Source organism: Micromonospora sp. NBC_01655, assembly GCF_026339755.1.
Lineage (GTDB): Bacteria > Actinomycetota > Actinomycetes > Mycobacteriales > Micromonosporaceae > Micromonospora.
Window position 1 is genome coordinate 6,026,777 of record NZ_JAPEQF010000001.1, and the last position, 18,086, is coordinate 6,044,862.

Annotated in this window: 17 protein-coding genes and 1 riboswitch; of the genes, 5 read left to right on the top strand and 12 right to left on the bottom strand. The window is 74.7% G+C overall.

Features of this window, described 5'->3' with window-relative positions; translation table 11 throughout:
* The 5 genes from OOK41_RS26495 to OOK41_RS26515 form a co-directional block, all read right to left on the bottom strand.
* Nucleotides 1–465 carry a helix-turn-helix domain-containing protein gene (locus OOK41_RS26495; RefSeq protein ID WP_266267102.1) on the bottom strand — a complete coding sequence of 155 codons (465 nt, stop codon included), beginning with the start codon at nucleotides 463–465 and terminating at the stop codon, nucleotides 1–3.
* Nucleotides 466–622: 157 nt separating this feature from the next.
* A complete protein-coding gene (locus tag OOK41_RS26500) occupies nucleotides 623–1,198 on the bottom strand; it encodes a CinA family protein (protein WP_117666513.1) in 576 nt (191 codons plus the stop codon).
* A 139-nt stretch (nucleotides 1,199–1,337) separates the two neighbouring features.
* The gene (pgsA, locus tag OOK41_RS26505) at nucleotides 1,338–1,931 is read right to left on the bottom strand and encodes a CDP-diacylglycerol--glycerol-3-phosphate 3-phosphatidyltransferase (RefSeq protein ID WP_117666511.1); all 594 of its coding nucleotides are present in this window, start codon (nucleotides 1,929–1,931) and stop codon (nucleotides 1,338–1,340) included.
* Between the two features lie 77 nt (nucleotides 1,932–2,008).
* Nucleotides 2,009–3,505 carry a 30S ribosomal protein S12 methylthiotransferase RimO gene (gene rimO, locus OOK41_RS26510; RefSeq protein WP_266268002.1) on the bottom strand — a complete coding sequence of 499 codons (1,497 nt, stop codon included), beginning with the start codon at nucleotides 3,503–3,505 and terminating at the stop codon, nucleotides 2,009–2,011.
* A gap of 134 nt (nucleotides 3,506–3,639) precedes the next feature.
* Nucleotides 3,640–4,563: an ornithine cyclodeaminase family protein gene (locus OOK41_RS26515; RefSeq protein ID WP_266267103.1), complete on the bottom strand. Its 924-nt coding sequence runs from the start codon at nucleotides 4,561–4,563 to the stop codon at nucleotides 3,640–3,642.
* 154 nt (nucleotides 4,564–4,717) lie between these two features.
* Nucleotides 4,718–4,789, top strand: a riboswitch (guanidine-III (ykkC-III) riboswitch).
* Nucleotides 4,790–4,846: 57 nt separating this feature from the next.
* Here OOK41_RS26515 and OOK41_RS26520 point away from each other — a divergent pair.
* Nucleotides 4,847–5,161 (top strand): multidrug efflux SMR transporter, encoded by a 315-nt coding sequence (locus OOK41_RS26520; RefSeq protein WP_117666507.1) that lies wholly within the window; start codon nucleotides 4,847–4,849, stop codon nucleotides 5,159–5,161.
* Nucleotides 5,162–5,191: 30 nt separating this feature from the next.
* Here the strand turns inward: OOK41_RS26520 and OOK41_RS26525 are convergent, their stop codons facing one another.
* Entirely contained in the window at nucleotides 5,192–7,663 is a 2,472-nt protein-coding gene (locus OOK41_RS26525; RefSeq protein ID WP_117666505.1) for a DNA translocase FtsK, read from the bottom strand.
* A gap of 113 nt (nucleotides 7,664–7,776) precedes the next feature.
* On the opposite strand from OOK41_RS26525, the gene OOK41_RS26530 reads away from it, so the two are divergent.
* Both OOK41_RS26530 and OOK41_RS26535 read left to right on the top strand, forming a co-directional pair.
* On the top strand, nucleotides 7,777–8,256 hold the full coding sequence (locus tag OOK41_RS26530) for a YbjN domain-containing protein (RefSeq protein ID WP_266267104.1): 480 nt from the start codon (nucleotides 7,777–7,779) through the stop codon (nucleotides 8,254–8,256).
* The gene (locus OOK41_RS26535; RefSeq protein WP_266267105.1) at nucleotides 8,253–10,016 is read left to right on the top strand and encodes a YbjN domain-containing protein; all 1,764 of its coding nucleotides are present in this window, start codon (nucleotides 8,253–8,255) and stop codon (nucleotides 10,014–10,016) included. Before OOK41_RS26530 ends, OOK41_RS26535 begins: the two co-directional genes overlap by 4 nt.
* Nucleotides 10,017–10,102: 86 nt before the next feature.
* On the opposite strand, the gene OOK41_RS26540 is transcribed toward OOK41_RS26535, so the two are convergent.
* The 5 genes from OOK41_RS26540 to OOK41_RS26560 form a co-directional block, all read right to left on the bottom strand.
* Entirely contained in the window at nucleotides 10,103–11,791 is a 1,689-nt protein-coding gene (locus tag OOK41_RS26540; RefSeq protein WP_266267106.1) for a ribonuclease J, read from the bottom strand.
* Nucleotides 11,792–11,846: 55 nt separating this feature from the next.
* Complete coding sequence (gene dapA, locus OOK41_RS26545) at nucleotides 11,847–12,770, bottom strand: 4-hydroxy-tetrahydrodipicolinate synthase (protein WP_117666497.1); 924 nt, start codon at nucleotides 12,768–12,770, stop codon at nucleotides 11,847–11,849.
* Nucleotides 12,771–12,823: 53 nt separating this feature from the next.
* Nucleotides 12,824–13,561 (bottom strand): FAD-dependent thymidylate synthase, encoded by a 738-nt coding sequence (thyX, locus tag OOK41_RS26550; RefSeq protein WP_266268003.1) that lies wholly within the window; start codon nucleotides 13,559–13,561, stop codon nucleotides 12,824–12,826.
* A 280-nt stretch (nucleotides 13,562–13,841) separates the two neighbouring features.
* Nucleotides 13,842–14,360 carry a DUF2752 domain-containing protein gene (locus tag OOK41_RS26555; RefSeq protein WP_266267107.1) on the bottom strand — a complete coding sequence of 173 codons (519 nt, stop codon included), beginning with the start codon at nucleotides 14,358–14,360 and terminating at the stop codon, nucleotides 13,842–13,844.
* A gap of 5 nt (nucleotides 14,361–14,365) precedes the next feature.
* The gene (locus tag OOK41_RS26560) at nucleotides 14,366–15,595 is read right to left on the bottom strand and encodes a winged helix-turn-helix domain-containing protein (protein ID WP_266267108.1); all 1,230 of its coding nucleotides are present in this window, start codon (nucleotides 15,593–15,595) and stop codon (nucleotides 14,366–14,368) included.
* A 78-nt stretch (nucleotides 15,596–15,673) separates the two neighbouring features.
* Here OOK41_RS26560 and OOK41_RS26565 point away from each other — a divergent pair, with 78 nt between their 5' ends.
* Nucleotides 15,674–16,225, top strand: a complete 552-nt coding sequence (locus tag OOK41_RS26565; RefSeq protein ID WP_117666490.1) for a GNAT family N-acetyltransferase — start codon at nucleotides 15,674–15,676, stop codon at nucleotides 16,223–16,225.
* On the opposite strand, the gene OOK41_RS26570 is transcribed toward OOK41_RS26565, so the two are convergent.
* On the bottom strand, nucleotides 16,124–17,440 hold the full coding sequence (locus OOK41_RS26570) for a glycosyltransferase 87 family protein (protein WP_266267109.1): 1,317 nt from the start codon (nucleotides 17,438–17,440) through the stop codon (nucleotides 16,124–16,126). The genes OOK41_RS26565 and OOK41_RS26570 overlap by 102 nt on opposite strands.
* 35 nt (nucleotides 17,441–17,475) lie before the next feature.
* On the opposite strand from OOK41_RS26570, the gene OOK41_RS26575 reads away from it, so the two are divergent.
* Complete coding sequence (locus OOK41_RS26575) at nucleotides 17,476–18,057, top strand: GNAT family N-acetyltransferase (protein WP_117666486.1); 582 nt, start codon at nucleotides 17,476–17,478, stop codon at nucleotides 18,055–18,057.
* Nucleotides 18,058–18,086 lie beyond the last annotated feature (29 nt).

The following is an 18,086-nucleotide window of genomic DNA, read 5'->3' on the forward strand; positions in this document are numbered from 1 at the left end:
TCAGGCGGCGCAGACGACGTCGCGGTCGCGCTCGGCGGAGCGCACCCGCGTGCTGCGCAGGGTGGCCTTCAGCGGCGAGTCCTGGTGCACCGCGACCGACACCGGGCCGCCCGTGGTGACCTGGCGCACCCCGCGGCCGGCGGCGCTGCGGACGGCCGCGCGGCCCACCGGCGTCGGCTCGGCCGGGCCGGCGGTCTCGTCCTGCACCGGCACCAGCACCCCGGGGAGCTGTTCGGCGAGGGCGACCGTGTCGCTGACGTCGCGGAGCAGCTCGGAGAGCCGGGCGCCGAGGGCGTCGCAGATGGCGGCCAGCAGCTCGCTGGAGGGCTCCTTCTGACCGCGCTCGATCTCGGACAGGTAGCCCAGGCTCACGTTCGCCGCGGAGGAGACCTCGCGCAGGGTGCGGTGCTGCCCCTGCCGGCGCGCCCGCAGTGCGTCACCGATCACCCGGCGTAGCAGGACCATCGCACCTCCCCTGACGTGTCTCACCCTCCGACGGTCGTCGTTCCCGGCGCGGTGCACCGCCCCGGTGCCGACGACGCGCGTCGGAGCCTTCCCGCAACCGTACCCGTTGCCGGCCCCGGTGACATCCCACCCCGCCCCACCATCTGGCGGTGGCCGTTCAACGCCCGTCCGTCGCGGCGGTCGCGGGATCGCCGTCGTCGGCGGCGGGCGCACCCGGCCCGGTCGCCGGGCCCGCCGCGTGGATCCGCTCGGCCAGCATCCGGAACGCCTCGATCACCGCGGCGGAACGGATGTGGTCCCGGCCGCCGTCCAGGTCGAGCCGGGTGACCTCGGCGCCGGTCGGCCCGGCGACGGCGACGTAGACCAGCCCGACCGGCTTGCCGTCCTGCGGCTCCGGCCCGGCCACGCCCGTGGTGGCCAGCCCCCAGTCGGCGCCGCAGCGCCGCCGGCCGCCCTCGGCGAGGGCGAGGGCCACGTCCGGGTCGACCGGTCCGCGGTCGGCCAGCAGGTCCTCCGGTACGCCGGCCAGCCGCGCCTTCAGCTCGGTGGCGTACACGACCAGCCCGCCCCGGTAGACGCCGCTCACCCCGGCGATCTCCACGAGCGCGGCCGAGAGCAGCCCGCCGGTGAGCGACTCCACCGTCGCCAGCGTCTCGTGCCGCAGGGCGAGGCGGTGCACCACCCCGGCCGCCGGGTTGCCGACCGGCCGCAGCCCGTTCGCGTCCGTCCCCATGTCCACGTTCCTTTCCCCGCCGCTGCCGCCCCCGCATCCTCCCGCCCCCGCATCCTCCCGCCCGCCAGCGGTGGTCGGTTGGTGCTCGCCCGGACACGCCGGGCGGACGCGACCCACCCGTGCTCACCGGGGGTCGGGGTCAGGAGCGGGGCCGGCGCAGCCGAAGGGCCTGGGCGATGTAGTCGAAGCCGGTGACCACTGTGACCACCACCGCGGCGGCCATGATCCACGGGCCGACGGCGGCGAGGGCAGCCGGCATCGGCCAGAGGTACCAGGTGATCGCGAGGACCTGGAGCGCGGTCTTGATCTTGCCACCCCGGCTGGCCGCGATGACGCCGTGCCGGATCACCCAGAACCGCAGCGCCGTGATGCCCAGCTCGCGGGCCAGGATCACCACGGTCACCCACCAGGGCAGCAGGTCGTACCAGGACAGCAGCACCAGGGCGGCGCCGGTCAGCGCCTTGTCGGCGATCGGGTCGGCCACCTTGCCGACGGAGGTGACCAGGCCGAAGCGGCGGGCGATCCAGCCGTCCACCAGGTCGGTGGCCGAGGCGAAGACGAAGATCAGGCAGGCCACGATCCGCCAGCCGGCCTGGCTCATCTGCGACACCACGACCATCGCCACGAAGACCGGCACCAGCACCAGCCGCAGCAGGGTCAGCGCGTTGGCCGCGTTGAGCACCGGCACCCGGGCGACCACCGGCGACGGCGTCGACTCCGCCGCCGGAGTCACCGGCGCGCCCCGATCGGGCCGCTGTGGCGAACCTGGCACCGCACCACGTGGCTCCCCCGCTTCCTCAGGGCCCGCCGTCACCGTTCCGCGCCGGGCGCCGCCGAGATCATCTCATCCGGCACCGCGACCAGGTCCACCCCTTCGGTGGCGGTGACCGTCGCCCGCACCAGGTCGCCGGGGCGCAACGCGGCCAGGTCCACGCCACCCTCGGCCGGGGCGACCAGCGTGGTCGAGCCGTCGACCTCGGGGGCCTGGTGCGCCGCCCGGCCCTCGACCACGCCGTCGTCGATCGAGTCGACCAGCACCTCGACCGTGGAGCCGAGCCGCTCCTCGGCGCGCTGCGAGCACAGCTCGTCGGCGAGCGCGCCGAGCCGGTCGTACCGGCGCTTGATGGTGGCGGCGGAGACCTTGCCGGGCAGGCCGGCGGCCTCGGTGCCGTCCTCGTCGCTGTAGTCGAACATGCCGATCGCGTCGAGCCGCGCCTCGGTGAGGAACCGGACCAGCTCCTCGACGTCGCCCCGGGTCTCGCCGGGGAAGCCGACGATGAAGTTGCTCCGCGCGCCCGCCGCCGGGGCCAGGGCGCGGGCGGAGGCCAGCAGCTCCAGGAACCGGTCGGTGGAGCCGAACCGGCGCATCCGGCGCAGCACCGGCTCGCTGGAGTGCTGGAACGACAGGTCGAAGTAGGGCGCGACGCCCGGCGTGCCGGCGATCGCCTCGACCAGCCCGGGCCGGGTCTCCGCGGGCTGGAGGTAGCTCACCCGGACCCGGACGATGCCGGACACGGCGGCGAGCTGCGGCAGCAGCTTCTCCAGCGCCCGGGGGTCGCCCAGGTCCTTGCCGTACGACGTCGAGTTCTCGCTGACCAGCACCAGTTCCCGGACGCCGCCGCGGGCCAGCCACTCGGCCTCGGCGAGCAGCTCGTCGGGCGTACGCGAGACGAAGGCGCCGCGGAAGGCCGGGATGGCGCAGAACGCGCAGCGCCGGTCGCAGCCGCTGGCCAGCTTGAGCGACGCCACCGGGCCGGTGTCGAGCCGGCGCCGCAGCACCTGGCGCAGGTGGGCCGGGGTGTGCTCGTCGGCCTGCACGGCCGTCCGCGCAGTGCCGTGGCCGGGCAGCGAGACCGCGCTGTCGCGCCGGGCGACCGGCGTCAGCGGCAGCAGCTCGCGCCGGTCGCGTGGGGTGTGCGCGTCGATCGCCTCGCCGGCCACGACCGCGTCGAGCCGGGCGGCGATGTCCGGGTAGTCGTCGAAGCTCAGCACCGCCTGAGCCTCGGGCAGGCTGTCGGCCAGCTCCCGGCCGTACCGCTCGGCCATGCAGCCCGCGGCGACCACCTTCGCGCCGGTGTCGGCGGCGGCCAGCAGCGTCTGGATCGAGTCCTGCTTGGCCTTCTCCACGAATCCGCAGGTGTTGACGACCACCACGTCGGCGCCCTCGCCGTCGGTGGTGACCTGCCAGCCGTCGGCGTGCAGCCGGGCGGCCAACTCCTCCGAGTCGACCTCGTTACGGGCGCAGCCCAGCGTCAGCAGGGCGACGCGGCGGCCGGCGGTGGCGGTGGCGGTGGACGACGGCTCCAGGTCGCGGCGCGGCGCCAGACGCGCCGAGCTGGAGCCGTCGGAAGGGGAGGTGGCAGACACCATCCGAGGGTACCGGGCGCGGCAGACCGGCCCGGCAACGGCGGTCGCCGCCCGCCGGGCGCCGGGCCCGCCGGTCAGCGCCGGGCCGCGCCGACCCGCAGCAGCCGGTCGAGCAGGAAGACCTCGGTGCCGGCCAGGCCGGTGGAGCAGAACACCGACACCTGGTCCGCGCCGGTCCTTCCGGGGACCGCCCCGGCCAGCACCGCGCCCAGGTCGGCCAGCCGCCCGGCGTACGGGGGCAGCGCCGCGAGCATCGGCGGGTCGTACGCCCTCGCCTGGGCCGCCGAGTCGGTGACCAGGACGTCGGCGGCGTCCAGCAGGTCGGCGGCGAACTCGGCCCGGCCGCGCTGCTTGAAGCCGACCGCGTTGACGTGGGCGCCGGGGGCCAGGTCGGCGGCGGCCAGCACCGGCGTGGGGCTGGTGGTGGCGAGCACCACCACGTCCCGGCCGGCGACGGCGGCCCGGGCGGTGTCCACGGCCCGGGCCGGCACGCCCAGCTCGGCGCGGACCCGGGCGGCGAACGCCTCCCGGCGGGCCGCCGAGCGGCTGTGCACGGTCACCTCGCGCAGCGGGCGGACCGCGGCGGCGGCCCAGACCTGGGTCCACGCCTGCCCGCCCGAGCCGATCACGCCGAGGGTGGCCGCGTCCGGCCGGGCCAGCGCATCGACGGCCACCCCGCCCAGTCCCCCGGTACGCCGGGAGCCCAGCTCCTCGCCGACGGCGACCGCCCGCACCGCCCCGGTCCGCCCGTCGTGCAGCACGACGAGCTGCTCGCCCTGCGGGTGGCCGAACGTGTCGTACGAGCGGTAGCCGTACCACTCGTCGGTGAGCTGCCCGGCGGTGAGCACCATCCGGCCCCCGCCCAGCGGGGCGGACGCGCGGGGCGGCGCGACCAGCCGGCCGGCGTGGGCGGCGAGCAGGGCGTCGCGCATCGCGGCCACGGTGGTGGACGCGTCGAGCACGGCGGAGACCTCCCGGTCGGACACAAACAGAGCCATGCCCCCAATACTGAAACTTGAACTCACCTTCACCTCAACCCCCCACCCCGTCGATCATGGAGGCGTGCTGCCCCACACAACGGGCATCAGGGCCGTTTCACCCACCACGACTCCATGATCGACGGGGTGGGTGGCGACGGTGCTAGCGTCAGGGGTGGGGGCCGAGGCACGACGACGGCCGCCCCGGACGAGGGTGGGCGTACCCGGTCAGGCAAGACGCCCGCGAGTTGTGCCCACTCGTCCCGGTCCCCGGTGGTCCGGGCCCCCGCAGAGGTGATGTCACATGGCCTGGATCGTGTTGGTGGTCTCCGGACTCCTGGAAACCGCGTGGGCGATCTCGCTGGACCGCAGCGCCGGCTTCAGCCGCCCCCTCCCCTCGCTCGTCTTCGCCGGCACGCTGGTGCTCAGCATGCTGGGGCTGGCGTACGCGCTGCGGGAGATCCCGGTCGGCACCGGGTACGTGGTCTGGGTCGGCATCGGCGCGGTCGGCACCGCGCTGGTCGGGATGCTGGCGCTGGGCGAGTCGACCAGCCTGCCCCGGATCCTCTGCCTGCTGCTGGTGGTGGCCGGGGTGGTCGGCCTGAAGGTCTTCCACTGACGCCACGGGGTGCCCACCCCGCCGGCGCGGTCAGTCCCCCGCACCGCCCAGTCCGGCCAGGACCTCCTCCAGCTCGTCCGGCTTGACCAGCACGTCGCGGGCCTTGGAGCCCTCCGAGGGGCCGACCACGCCCCGGGTCTCCATCAGGTCCATCAGCCGGCCCGCCTTGGCGAAGCCGACCCGCAGCTTGCGCTGGAGCATCGAGGTCGAGCCGAACTGCGAGGTGACCACCAGCTCGACCGCCTGCACCAGCAGGTCGAGGTCGTCGCCGATCTCCTCGTCGATCTTCTTCTTGGTGTCCTGCGCCGGGGCCAGCACGTCCGGGCGGAACTCCGGCTCCCGCTGGTCCTTGCAGAACTTCACCACGTCGGCGATCTCGCGCTCGGTGACCCAGGCGCCCTGGATCCGGATCGGCTTCGACGCGCCCATCGGCAGGAAGAGGCCGTCGCCCCGGCCGAGCAGCTTCTCCGCGCCCGGCTGGTCCAGGATGACCCGCGAGTCGGCCAGCGACGAGGTGGCGAACGCCAGCCGGGACGGCACGTTCGCCTTGATCAGGCCGGTGACCACGTCGACCGAGGGGCGCTGGGTGGCCAGCACCAGGTGGATGCCGGCCGCGCGGGCGAGCTGGGTGATCCGGACGACCGAGTCCTCCACGTCGCGGGGCGCGACCATCATCAGGTCCGCCAACTCGTCGACGATCACCAGCAGGTACGGGTACGGCCGCATCTCCCGCTCGCTGCCCGGCGGGGCCTTGATCTCCCCGTTGCGCACCTTGCGGTTGAAGTCGTCGATGTGCCGGACCCCGTTGGCGGCGAGGTCGTCGTAGCGCATGTCCATCTCGCGGACGACCCAGTCCAGCGAGTCGGCCGCCTTCTTCGCGTTGGTCACGATCGGGGTGACCAGGTGCGGGATGCCCTCGTAGCCGGTCATCTCGACCCGCTTCGGGTCGATCAGCAGCAGCCGCACCTCGTCCGGGGTGGCCCGGGTGAGGATGGACACCAGCAGGGTGTTGAGGCATGACGACTTACCGGCCCCGGTGGCGCCCGCGATCAGGATGTGCGGCATCTTCGCCAGGTTGGCCACCACGAAGCCGCCCTCGATGTCCTTGCCGAGGGCGACCACCATCGGGTGGTGGTCGCTGGTGGCCACCCGCGAGCGCAGCACGTCGCCGAGGGCCACGTTCTCCGGGTCGGTGTTCGGGATCTCCACGCCGACCGCGCTCTTGCCCGGGATCGGGCTGAGGATCCGCACGTCCGGCGACTTCACCGCGTACGCGATGTTGCGGGAGAGCTGGGTGATCCGCTCGACCTTGACGCCCGGCCCCAGCTCGACCTCGTACCGGGTGACCGTCGGGCCCCGGGTGAAGCCGGTCACCTCGGCGTCGACCCCGAACTGGTCGAACACGCCGGTCAGCGCCGCGATGATCTCGTCGTTGGCCTTGCTCCGGGTCTTCGGCGCGGCGCCGCCGCTGAGCATGTTGGCCGGCGGCAGCGTGTAGTCGCCGGACAGGCCGCTGAGCGCGAGCTGCTCGGCCCGGGTGGGCGGGGGCGAGTGCTCCGGCGGCTCGGCCGGCTTGCGGGTGGCGGGCACCTTCGCCGGGGGCTTGCGGGGCAGGACCACGGTCTCCTGGAGGTCGACGCCCTCGTACGCCTCCTCGAAGTCGTCCGGGTCCGGCAGCGGCGGCGCGGCGCGCTTGGCCGGGCGGCGGCGGGCCGGCTTCTTCTCGACCGCCTCCACCGCCTCGGCCTCGTCGGCGGCCGGCGGCGTGCCGACGACCGCCCCGGCGAGCAGCCCGAGCCGCTCCGGGATCTTGTTGATCGGGGTGGCGGTGACCACCAGCAGGCCGAAGACCAGCAGCAGGAGCAGCAGCGGCACGGCCACCCAGGCGGTGACGGCGGACTCCAGCAGGTCGCCGATGCCCGCGCCGATCAGGCCGCCGGCATAGTCGCGCTGGACCGAGTCCACCGGGTTCTGTCCGATGTGCAGCATCGCCGCCGTGGCGACCAGCATGGACCCCCAGCCGACCAGGCCCCGGCCGCGGTGCTCCGGATCGGCCGGCGTACGCATCAGCCGCCAGGCGCCGATCGACAGCAGCACCGGGACGACGACCGAGATCGCCCCGAGGAAGAGCCGGACCGTGTCCGCGAGCCGGGCGCCCAGCGGGCCGGCCCCGGAGAACCAGATGGCCACCGCGCTGAGCAGGGCGAGGCCGAGCAGCAACAGACCGCCGCCGTCGCGCCGGTGCTCCGGGTCGAGGTCGCGGGCCGAGGCGGCCTGCCGACCGGCGGCCCGCACCGCCCAGCCGACACCGTGCGCCAGCCCCATCCACACCGTGCCGATCGCGCGGCCGATGTGGACGGCGGGGCCCGGCCGGGCGGCGGCGGTGCGCCGCCGGGGCGCCGCCTTGCTGGTCTTCTTCGCCGGCTGACGGGCACGACTGTTCGTGGTGCCGCGCGGCGACGCGCCGCGTCGCCGGCTCGCCTGAGAGGTACGGCCCGCCATAGAGTCACCGTAACGGCGGGACCCGGCGGATCGCCGCTTTTCCGGGTCGTGTCCGCGCGTCGCAGCGCGAACGGAGCCGCCTGTTGTGTTATTCGCCTCAGAAGGGATGCCCGATGGCGTCGCCGGAGATCGAGGACGGTCCGGACGGCCCCCTGGCCGGGCCCGGCCGGGCGCTGCGCCCGTTGACCGGCGAGCTGATCGCCGCCGTGCTGCGCACCAGGGGGTACGCGGTCTCGGTGGACCCGCAGGGCCGGCTGCTCGGCCGCTGGGACGACAGCCTCATCTGGTTCCTGCGAATGGGCGCCGCCGGCGAGATCCTCCAGGTGCGCACCGTCGCCACGCCGACCTTCCCCATCGAGTACGTGCCGACGCTGCACGCCTTCTGCAACTCCTGGAACCACGACCGGTACTGGCCGAAGGCCTTCGTGCACGTGGACGACGACGGGCGCGCGCTGGTCTGCGGCGAGGTGATCACCGACCTGGAACGTGGGGTGACCCCGCACCAGCTCGACCAGCTCCTCGACTGCGGCATCTCGACCGGTTGCCAGCTCGCCGCCGCCGTCGGGCAGCTCACGGGCGGGGCACGGCCATGACCAGGGCAGCCGGGCAGCCGCGCCCGTGGGACGGCCGGCTCGGGGGCCGCTGGGAGGGCCGACCGGCGGGCCGGTCCCGGGATCCGGGGCGCGGCGACCGGGGCCCGGCCGAGGCGCTGGCCGCCGCGCGGGACCTGCCCGACTCCGAGCCGCGCGTCGCCGAGCTGGAACGGATCGCCTCCGCGGCCGAGGCGTCCGGTGACCTCCGCACCGGCCTGGACGCCCGGTTCGCGCTGATCGACGCGTACCTGCGGCAGGGTGAGCGGTGGCGGCTCTTCGAACCGGTCCGCCGCTGCCGGGAGCTCCTCGACCGGGTGCCCGAGCTGACCGACGAGCGGGGTGCCGAGCTGCGCCGCTACCAGCGCTTCGCGGTGGAGGCGGTGTTCACCACCCCCCGGGTCGGGCTGGACCAGGCCCGGGCCGCGCTGGACGAGCTCGCCCGCTCCCCCGGCGGGTCGGGCGACGCGGACGACGCCCCGGGCGACCTGGTGGCCGAGCTGCGCTGCCGGCTCGCCGACCACCTCGGCGACGAGCCGGCGGCCCGCCGCTGGTACGACCGCTGGCGCACCGCCCCGGCCGACCCGGCCGCCGGCTGTCCGGGCTGTGCCCCGTCCCGCCGCGCCGACCTGCTGGCCGGCTGGGGCGACTGGGCGGCGGCGCTGGCCGAGCTGCGCCCGCTCCTCGGCGACCGGCCGCCCGACCAGGGCACCGGGCCGGGCGGGACCAGCGGGCCGACGGACGGGCCTGGCTCGGTGTACTCGGTGTACTGCACCGACCAGCCCGAGCGGGCGCTGGCCGGGGCGCTGCTGCCGCTGCTGCGCGCCGGTGAGCCGGAGCGAGCCGCCCAGGCGCACGTCGAGGCGTACCGGCGGCACCGGCGGGAGCGGGCGGCCTTCCCGTACCTCGCCGCGCACCTGCGGTTCTGCGCGCTGGGCGGGCACCTGGACCGGGGTCTGGACATCCTCGCCGAGCAGTTGCCCAGGCTGGGCCACCCGGCCGACGACATGGCGGCGATGGAGTTCGCCGCGGCCGGGGCGCTGCTGTGCGCCCTCGCCACCGAGGCGGGGCGGGGCGACCGGCGGATGCCCGCCGCCGGGGCCGTCGGCCGGGCGGACGTCGATGTCGATGTCGATGTCGATGTGGCCCGGCTCGGCGGGCTGCTGGCCGAGCTGGCGACCGGGCTCGCCGGCAGCTTCGACGCCCGCAACGGCACGGGTCACCAGTCCGGCCGGATCGCCGCCCGGCTGGCCGAACGGCCGGTCGCCGCCCCGGTCCCGCTGCCCGCCGAGGAGGTGGACGGCGGGGACATGGAGCGCGGCGGCACGGACGGGGGATCCGACGGGCTGGCCGAGGACGAGCCGGGGGCGCTGACCGTCGCCATGGTCACGGCGGCCCTGGACCGGCGCGGGGACGCCTGGACGGTGCGGGGCGGCGGAACGGTGGTCGGGCGGTGGGATCCGGCGGTGATCGAGTTCCGGCAGGCCGGGGAGCGGGGCGAGATCCTGCACGTGCGGGTGCTGGCCACCCGGCGACTGCCAACGGACCGGCGCGCCGAGGCGTACGCGTTCTGCAACGCCTGGAACCACGACCGGCTGCTGCCCAAGGCGTACGCGCACGACGACGGCGGGGAGCTGGTGCTGGCCGGTGACGTGACCACCGACCTGGCCCACGGGGTGGCGCCGGCGCAGCTCGACGTGCTGGTCACCGCGGCGGTCACCACCGGCGTCGCGTACGCGGAGGCAGTCGCCGCGCTGCCCTGACCGGGACCGGAACCCGGCAGCCCGCACAGGCCGACGCCGGCCCGCCCCGAGGGGCGGACCGGCGTCGGGCGACGCGGTACGGGCCGTCAGACCTCGACGACCGTCGGGACGATCATCGGCCGGCGCCGGTACTTGTCGTTGACCCAGCGCCCGACGGTGCGCCGGACGATCTGCTGGAGCTGGTGCGGGTCGGTGATGCCGTCCGCCGCGGCCCGGTTCAGCGCCTCGGTGACCAGCGGGACCACCGGGTTGAACGCCTCCGGGTCCTCGGAGAAGCCCTTCGCCGAGAGGGTCGGGCCGCCGACCACCTTGCCGGTGACCGAGTCGACCACCACGGTGGTGGCGATGAAGCCGCCGTCGCCGAGGATCCGCCGCTCGGTGAGCAGCGACTCGCTGACGTCGCCGACGGCCAGGCCGTCGACGTAGACGTACCGGCTCTTGACGTGGCCGACCAGGCTGGCGCGGCCCTCGACCAGGTCGACCACGTCGCCGTCCTCGCAGAGCACCACCCGGTCCGGGGCGACCCCGGACTCGATGCCCAGCCGGGCGTGCGCCCGCAGGTGCCGCCACTCGCCGTGCACCGGCATCAGGTTGCTCGGGCGGACCACGTTGAGCAGGTAGAGCAGCTCGCCGGCGGGGGCGTGGCCGGAGACGTGCACCTTCGCCACGTCCTTGTGCACCACCACCGCGCCGGCGCGGGCCAGCCGGTTGATCACCCGGTACACCGAGGTCTCGTTGCCCGGCACCAGCGAGGACGCCAGCACCACCGTGTCGCCGGGGGCGATCGTGATGTGCCGGTGGTCGCCGCTGGCCATCCGGCCCAGCGCGCTCATCGGCTCGCCCTGCGAGCCGGTGGACATCAGCACGATCTGCTCGGGCGGCAGCGTGGTCGCCTCCTCGATGCCGACCACGAGGCCGGCCGGGATGTTGAGCAGGCCGAGGTCCCGGGCGATGCCCATGTTGCGGACCATCGAGCGGCCGATCAGCGCGACCTTGCGGCCGTGTTCGACGGCCGAGTCGAAGACCTGCTGCACCCGGTGCACGTGCGAGGCGAACGAGGCGACGATGATCCGCCCCTTCGCCTTGGCGAAGATCGAGTCGAGCACCGGCCCGATCTCCCGCTCCGGGGTGACGAAGCCGGGGATCTCCGCGTTGGTGGAGTCCGACAGCAGCAGGTCGACGCCCTCGGCGCCGAGCCGGGCGAAGCCGGCCAGGTCGGTGATCCGGCCGTCCAGCGGGAGCTGGTCCATCTTGAAGTCGCCGGTGTGCAGCACCAGGCCCGCCGGGGTGCGGATGGCCACCGCCAGGGCGTCCGGAATCGAGTGGTTGACGGCGAAGAACTCGCACTCGAACGGGCCGAGCCGTTCCCGGCCGCCCTCCCGCACGGTCAGCGTGTACGGCTGGATCCGCCGCTCGGCCAGCTTCGCCTCGACCAGGGCGAGGGTGAACTGGGAGCCGACGAGCGGAATGTCCGGCTTGTGGGCCAGCAGGTACGGCACCGCGCCGATGTGGTCCTCGTGGCCGTGGGTGAGCACGATCGCCTGCACGTCGGCGAGCCGGTCCAGGATCGGCCCGAAGTCGGGCAGGATCAGGTCCACGCCGGGCTGCTCGACGTCGGGGAAGAGTACCCCGCAGTCGACGATCAGCAGCTTGCCGTCGTACTCGAAGACGGTCATGTTCCGACCGATGGCGCCGAGCCCGCCGAGCGGGATGATCCGCAGGCCGCCCTCCGGCAGCGGCGGGGGCAGTTCCCCCTCGTTGTGCGCCTCGGTCACGCGTCCACCTCATTCTGCGACGCCGTCACTCGGCGTCCGTCGTGTCGTTCGTTCATCAGGGGAGCTCCAGACCCGCCGCCGCGCAGTCCGTGCGCAGCTGGGCGATCTCGTCCTCGGTGGCGTCCACCAGCGGGGGTCGTACCGGGCCGGCCGGCAGGCCCTTGGCCGCCAGTCCCGCCTTGACCAGGATGGTGCCCTGGGTACGGAAGATGCCGGTGAACAGGGGCAGCAGCCGCCGGTGCAGCGCCAACGCGGTGCCGGTGTCGCCCGCGTCGTACGCCTCGATCATCCGCAGGGTCTGCGCACCGGTGAAGTGGGTCGAGGTGCCGACCACGCCGGCGCAGCCGACCGCCAGGGCGGGCAGGGTGAGCGAGTCCTCGCCGCTGTAGTACGCCAGTTCGGTGCGGCTGGTCACCCACGAGGTGGCGGTGAGGTCGCCCTTGGCGTCCTTGACCGCGACGATGCGGCCGTGCTCGGCGAGGCGCACGAGGGTCTCGGTGGCGATCGGCACCCCGGCGCGGTGCGGGATGTCGTAGAGCATGATCGGCAGTCCGGTGGCGTCCGCGACCGCGGTGAAGTGCCGGACCAGCCCGCTCTGCGGCGGCTTGTTGTAGTACGGGGTCACCACGAGCAGGCCGTGCGCGCCGGCCTTCTCGGCCGCCGCGGCCAGCTCGATGGTGTGCCGGGTGTCGTTGGTGCCGACCCCGGCGACCACCCTGGCCCGGTCGCCGATCGCCTCCACCACAGCCCGGATCAGGCATTCCTTCTCCGCGTCGGTGGTGGTGGGCGATTCGCCGGTGGTGCCGTTGAGCACGAGCGCGTCGTTGCCCTGCTCGTCGACGAGGTGGTTCGCGAGCCGTACTGCGCCGTCGAGGTCGAGGGAGCCGTCGGCGGTGAACGGGGTCACCATGGCCGTGAGCAGTCGGCCGAACGGGCGGGACACCGCCCGCTCGGTGGCAACAGGGTGGTCGTGCGTCATGCTCACAACCTAGCGGACGACCACCGGAGCGTCGGCGGGGAAGGGTTCAGGACTCACTCGCCGTGCGGGCTGGCCGCCACCTGCGTGCCGTCGGGCAGGGTGGTGACGACGAAGTCGGCGAAGATGTTCGGGGCGACCCCCTGGAGCTGACGCAGGCACTCCACCGCCAGCTCCCGGATCTCCACGTCGGCCTGCTCGGTGGCCCGCATCGCGATGAAGTGCCGCCAGGCCCGGTAGTTGCCGGTGACCACGATCCGGGTCTCGGTGGCGTTGGGCAGCACCGCGCGGGCCGCCTGCCGGGCCTGCTTGCGGCGCAGCGTCGGGTTGGGCTCGTCGGCGAACCGCTGTTCGAGGCCCTCCAGCAGCTCCGTGTACGCCCGCACGCTGGCCTCGGCGGCCTCGACGAACCGCTTGTGCAGCTCCGGGTCCTCGGCGATCGCGCGGGGCTCGACCATGGCGGCGTCGCGCTCCGGGACGTACCGCTGGGAGAGCTGGGAGTACGAGAAGTGCCGGTGCCGGATCAGCTCGTGGGTGAAGGAGCGGGACACCCCGGTGAAGTAGAAGCTCACCGAGCCGTGCTCCAGCACCGACAGGTGCCCGACCTCCAGGATGTGCGCCAGGTAGCCGGCGTTGGTGGCGGTGGCCGGGTTCGGCTTCTTCCAGCTCTGGTAGCAGGCCCGGCCGGCGAACTCGGCGAGCGCCTGGCCGCCGTCGGCGTCGGTCGACCACGGCACGTCGTCCGGGGGCTGGAACTGGGTCCACGCGATCAGCTTGACCTGGGGCTGCACCATCTCCGGCATTCCTGGGACTGTAGTGGCCGCCCGCCGGTGCGCCCAAGCCAGGCTCGCCCGGTGCAACATCGGTCACCCCTCTGCGCCGCCGGGGAAGCGGGCGGGGGCGGGCGGTACGGGGGTGCCAGTCCTTTGGAGCTGAGTCGTTCGCGTCATCATGGGCCACCGGGACCGGTGACGACGCGAACGACTCAGCTCCAAAGGGCCGGCAGAACAGTACCCCGGCCCCACCCGACCGGCCCGGGGCCGGCCGGACGGCGGGCCGGCGGGCCGGCGGGCGTCAGACGTAGATCGAGGTGAAGGGGGCCCAGGGGAGGTTGCGGGCGACCGAGAAGACCAGCCAGAGGGCCAGGAACCCGCCGATCAGCTTCGAGCTGACCTGTGGTTCCGGCAGCCGCCAGCCGAACGCCTGCTTCCCGGCCCAGGCCACGAAGAGGTACGTCAGGAAGGGCAGCGCGAAGACGAAGAGGAAGTGGTGCCGGGCGGCGGCCGGCAGGTCGCCGTGCAGCACGTACCAGAGCGCGCGGGTGCCGCCGCAGCCCGGGCAGTCCAGCCCGGTGGTGAGCTTCAACAGGCAGCTCGGGGCGGCGTCCGGCGCGGCCCGGGTCGGGTCGCTGAGCAGCGCGTACGTCATGCCGAGGCCGACGCAGCCGAGCGCGGCCAGCGGCACCGCCCAGCGCGGCGAACGGGCGTAGACCCGCATGACGAAGCGGGTGAATCGGTCCGGCTCGGCCATCGGGTAGGCCCCCGGCGGCCACTCGCCCGGCGGCGTACCGGCCGGGCTGTCAACGCTCGTCACGCCGCTCACGGTACACCGGACACGCTTCTCAGCGCGGCGGCCAGCGGGACGGCGAGGTCACCGGCGGCGGGCGGGGCGACCGCGTCCAGCCCGAGCCAGCCGGCCAGCCGGTACAGCTCGGCGGCCAGGGCGAGCGCCGTCTCCCCCGGGTCGGCGCCCGGCTCCACCCAGGCGGCTGGGACCAGCAGCACGCCCGCCTTCCGGTCGGCCTTCAGGTCGACCCGGGCGGTGAACCGCTCGCCCTGGAGGAAGGGCAGCACGTAGTAGCCGTACACCCGCTGCGGGGCCGGCACGTAGATCTCGATGCGGTAGCTGAGGTCGAACAGCCGCTCGGTGCGCCCCCGCTCCCAGACCAGCGGGTCGAACGGGCTGACCAGGGTGGCGCCCCGCGCCCAGCGGGGCAGCCGGGCGGCGGCGTGCAGCCAGGCCGGCTGCCGCCAGCCGCGCACCGTCACCGGGGTCAGCTCGCCGGCCTCGGCCAGCTCGGCGATCGCCTGCCGGGCCCCGGCCGCCGGGAGGCGGAAGTAGTCGCGCAGCTCCGGCTCGGCGGCCACCCCCAGCGCCCGGGCGGCGACCCCGACCAGCGCCCGGTACGCCTCCGCGTCGGTCGGGGTGGGCGCGGCCAGCACGGCCGGGGGCAGCACCCGCTCCGCCAGGTCGTAGCGGCGGGCGAAGGAGGTGGTGCGGTCGGCGGCGGCCACCTCGCCGGCCCAGAACAGGAACTCCAGGGCCTTCTTCACGGCCGACCAGTTCCACCCCCAGTTGCCGGTCTCCCGGGGGGCGTCGTGCTCGATCTCGGCGGCGGTCAGCGGCCCCCGGGCGGCCACCTCGTCGCGGACCCAGGCGACCAGGCCCGGCTGTTCCCGGGCGATGCGGCGCATCCCGCCCCAGGCGTCGTCGTGCGCCCGGGCCATCCGCCAGCGCAGCACCGGGTGCAGCCCGACCGGGACCAGCGACGCCTCGTGCCCCCAGTATTCGAACAGTTCCCTGGGGCGGCGGTAGGCCGCCGCGTCGAGCAGCGCCGTCGAATACGGCCCGAGCCGGCTGTAGAGCGGCAGGTAGTGCGCGCGTTGCAGGACGTTGACCGAGTCCATCTGGATCAGACCGACCCGGTCGAGCACCCGGCGCAGGTGTCGACGGGTGGGCGCCCCTGCGGGTGCCGGGTCGGCGAAGCCCTGGGCTGCCAGTGCCACCCGCCGGGCCTGGGCGAGCGAGAGCGATTCCGGTGCGGCCATCGTGGGCACCCTAATCCAGGTGTACGACACCGGTGCGGCTCGCTGGACGACGCGCCCACGGGGGCATAGAACGGACGCATGCTGATCATCCGCCCCGAGGAGCCGGACGACGCCGAGGCGGTCGCCCGGGTGCACGTGCACGGCTGGCAGGACGGCTACGCCGGGTTCATGCCGGACGAGGTGCTGGACCGGCTCAACGTGGCCGCCTGGGCGCAGCGCCGCCGGGACACCGGCACGGCCGACCCGGAGCACCCGTTCACCACCCTGCTGGCCGAGCGGGACGGGACGGTCGTGGGGTTCACCACGTTCGGGCCGTACCGGAACAACCAGGACCGGGCCGACCTGGACCAGACCCTCGGCGAGGTGCTGACCATGTACGTCGAGAAGGCGTACTGGGGGGACGGGACGAGCGGGCGGCTGCTGGCGGCGGCGAAGGAGCGGCTGGCCGGGCGAGGCTGGCGCGCGTACCGGCTCTGGGTGCTCCGGGACAACCGGCGGGCCCGCCGCTTCTACGAGCGGGCCGGACTGTCACCGGACGGCGAGCGGGCGACCTACCGCGTGCCGCTGGCCGGCGGAGCGCCCCCGCTCGGCCTGGTCGAGCTGCGCTACGCCGGGCGCCTCGACGACTGACCCGGCCGGCGGCGGCCCCCCGGCCGACCAGACCCCGGCCGCCCCGGGTACGGCCCACCGGCGGACCGGCAGGAACAGCAGCAGGGCCAGGCTGATCCAGACGTAGGTGTTGCTGCCGAGGAAGCCCCCGACCCCGGTGAAGTCCTTCTCCCAGGCCCAGACGATCCGGCTGATCAGGAGGCCGTACCCGAGCGCGGCGGCGGCCAGCAGGACGCCGCGCCGACGGCTGCGGGCGGGGGCCGCCATGCCGTTGTCGACCAGCAGGATCAGCCCCGGCAGCAGCCAGACCAGGTGGTGCACCCAGGTGACGGGGCTGACCAGGCACATCACCGCGCCGGTCAGCGCCAGGCCGGTGGCCTCGTCGCCGACCGCGGCGGCGGCCCGGGACCGCCACGCCCAGACCGCGAGGGTGGCCAGCACCAGCGCCGCCCAGGCCAGGCTGCTGGGGTGCTCGGGGTTCAGCCGGGCCACCACGCCGCGCAGCGACTGGTTGGACACGAACGCCAGCTCGCCGACCCGGCCGGTGTTCCACAGCGCCGAGGTCCAGAACTCCCGGGACGCGTCGGGGAACAGCGCGGCGGCGGCCAGCGTGGCCCCGGCGGCGGCGCCGACGGCGGTCAGCGCGGCCCGCCAGCGCCCGGTGACCAGCAGGTAGACGATGAAGATCCCCGGTGTCAGCTTGATCGCGGTGGCCAGGCCGATGCCCACCCCGGCCCACCGGTTGCCGGCCGGCAGCAGCCGCAGCAGGTCCACCGCGACCAGGAACAGCAGCAGCATGTTGACCTGGCCGAAGTTGACCGTCTCGCGCATCGGCTCGAACGCGGCGGCCAGCAGGAGCGCCACGGCGAGGGCGTACCAGCGGGTCCAGCCGGCCCGGCGGGCGATCGGGTCGACCAGCCACCAGATCAGCACGGCGCTGACCACCACGGACGCGGCCACGCTCACCACGATCGCCGCCGTCCAGGGCAGCACCGCCATCGGCAGCATCGCGAGGGCGGCGAACGGCGGGTAGGTGAAGCCGTACTGGGTGCCGGGCTTGAGGAAGTCGTAGATCTCCCCGCCGTCGTGCACCCAGAAGTTCAGCGCGCCGTAGTAGACCTTGAGGTCGAAGAAGCCGTGCCGCACGGCCGCCACCGACAGGAAGGCGGCCACCGCGACGGCGAGGCAGCAGACGCCGACGACCTGCCCGGTCGTCCGTTTGGCACCCTGCGCCACCGTCGCCTCCCTCGCCCTGCGTAGGCTCACGTCCCATGGCTCTCGGGTACGTCCGCCCGGCGCGTCCAGAAGACGCCGGCGAGATCGCACGCATCCAGCTCGCGACCTGGCGGGTCGCCTATCGCCGGATCCTGCCCCGGCACGTGCTCGACAACCTGGACGAGGCGTACCTCGCCCGGCGGTGGAGCACGGCGGTGCAGGAGCCGCCCTCGGGCGCGCACCGGGTGCTGGTCGCCGTCGAACAGGCCGAGCAATCGTATCTGGTGGGCTTCGTCGCCTCGGGTCCGGCCGACGCCGAGTCCCTCGCCCCGAACGAGCCGGCCGAGGCGCTCGGCCCGGACGTGGTGGCGGTGACGGACCTGCTGGTCGAGCCGCGCTGGGGCCGACGCGGGCACGGCAGCCGGCTGCTCGCCGCGAGCGTCGACCTGTGGCGGGAGGACGGCTTCGCCCGGGCGCTGGCATGGGCGTTCGACGCCGACGCGGCGACCCGGAAGTTCCTCACCGCCGCCGGCTGGGAGCCCGACGGGGCGGCCCGGGCCCTCGACGTGGACGACATGCTGGTCAACCAGCTCCGGCTGCACGTCGCGGTGCCCGTCGAGCGCCCCGCCGACGGCTGACCGGCCGACCTCCGCGGGCCTGCCGCCCC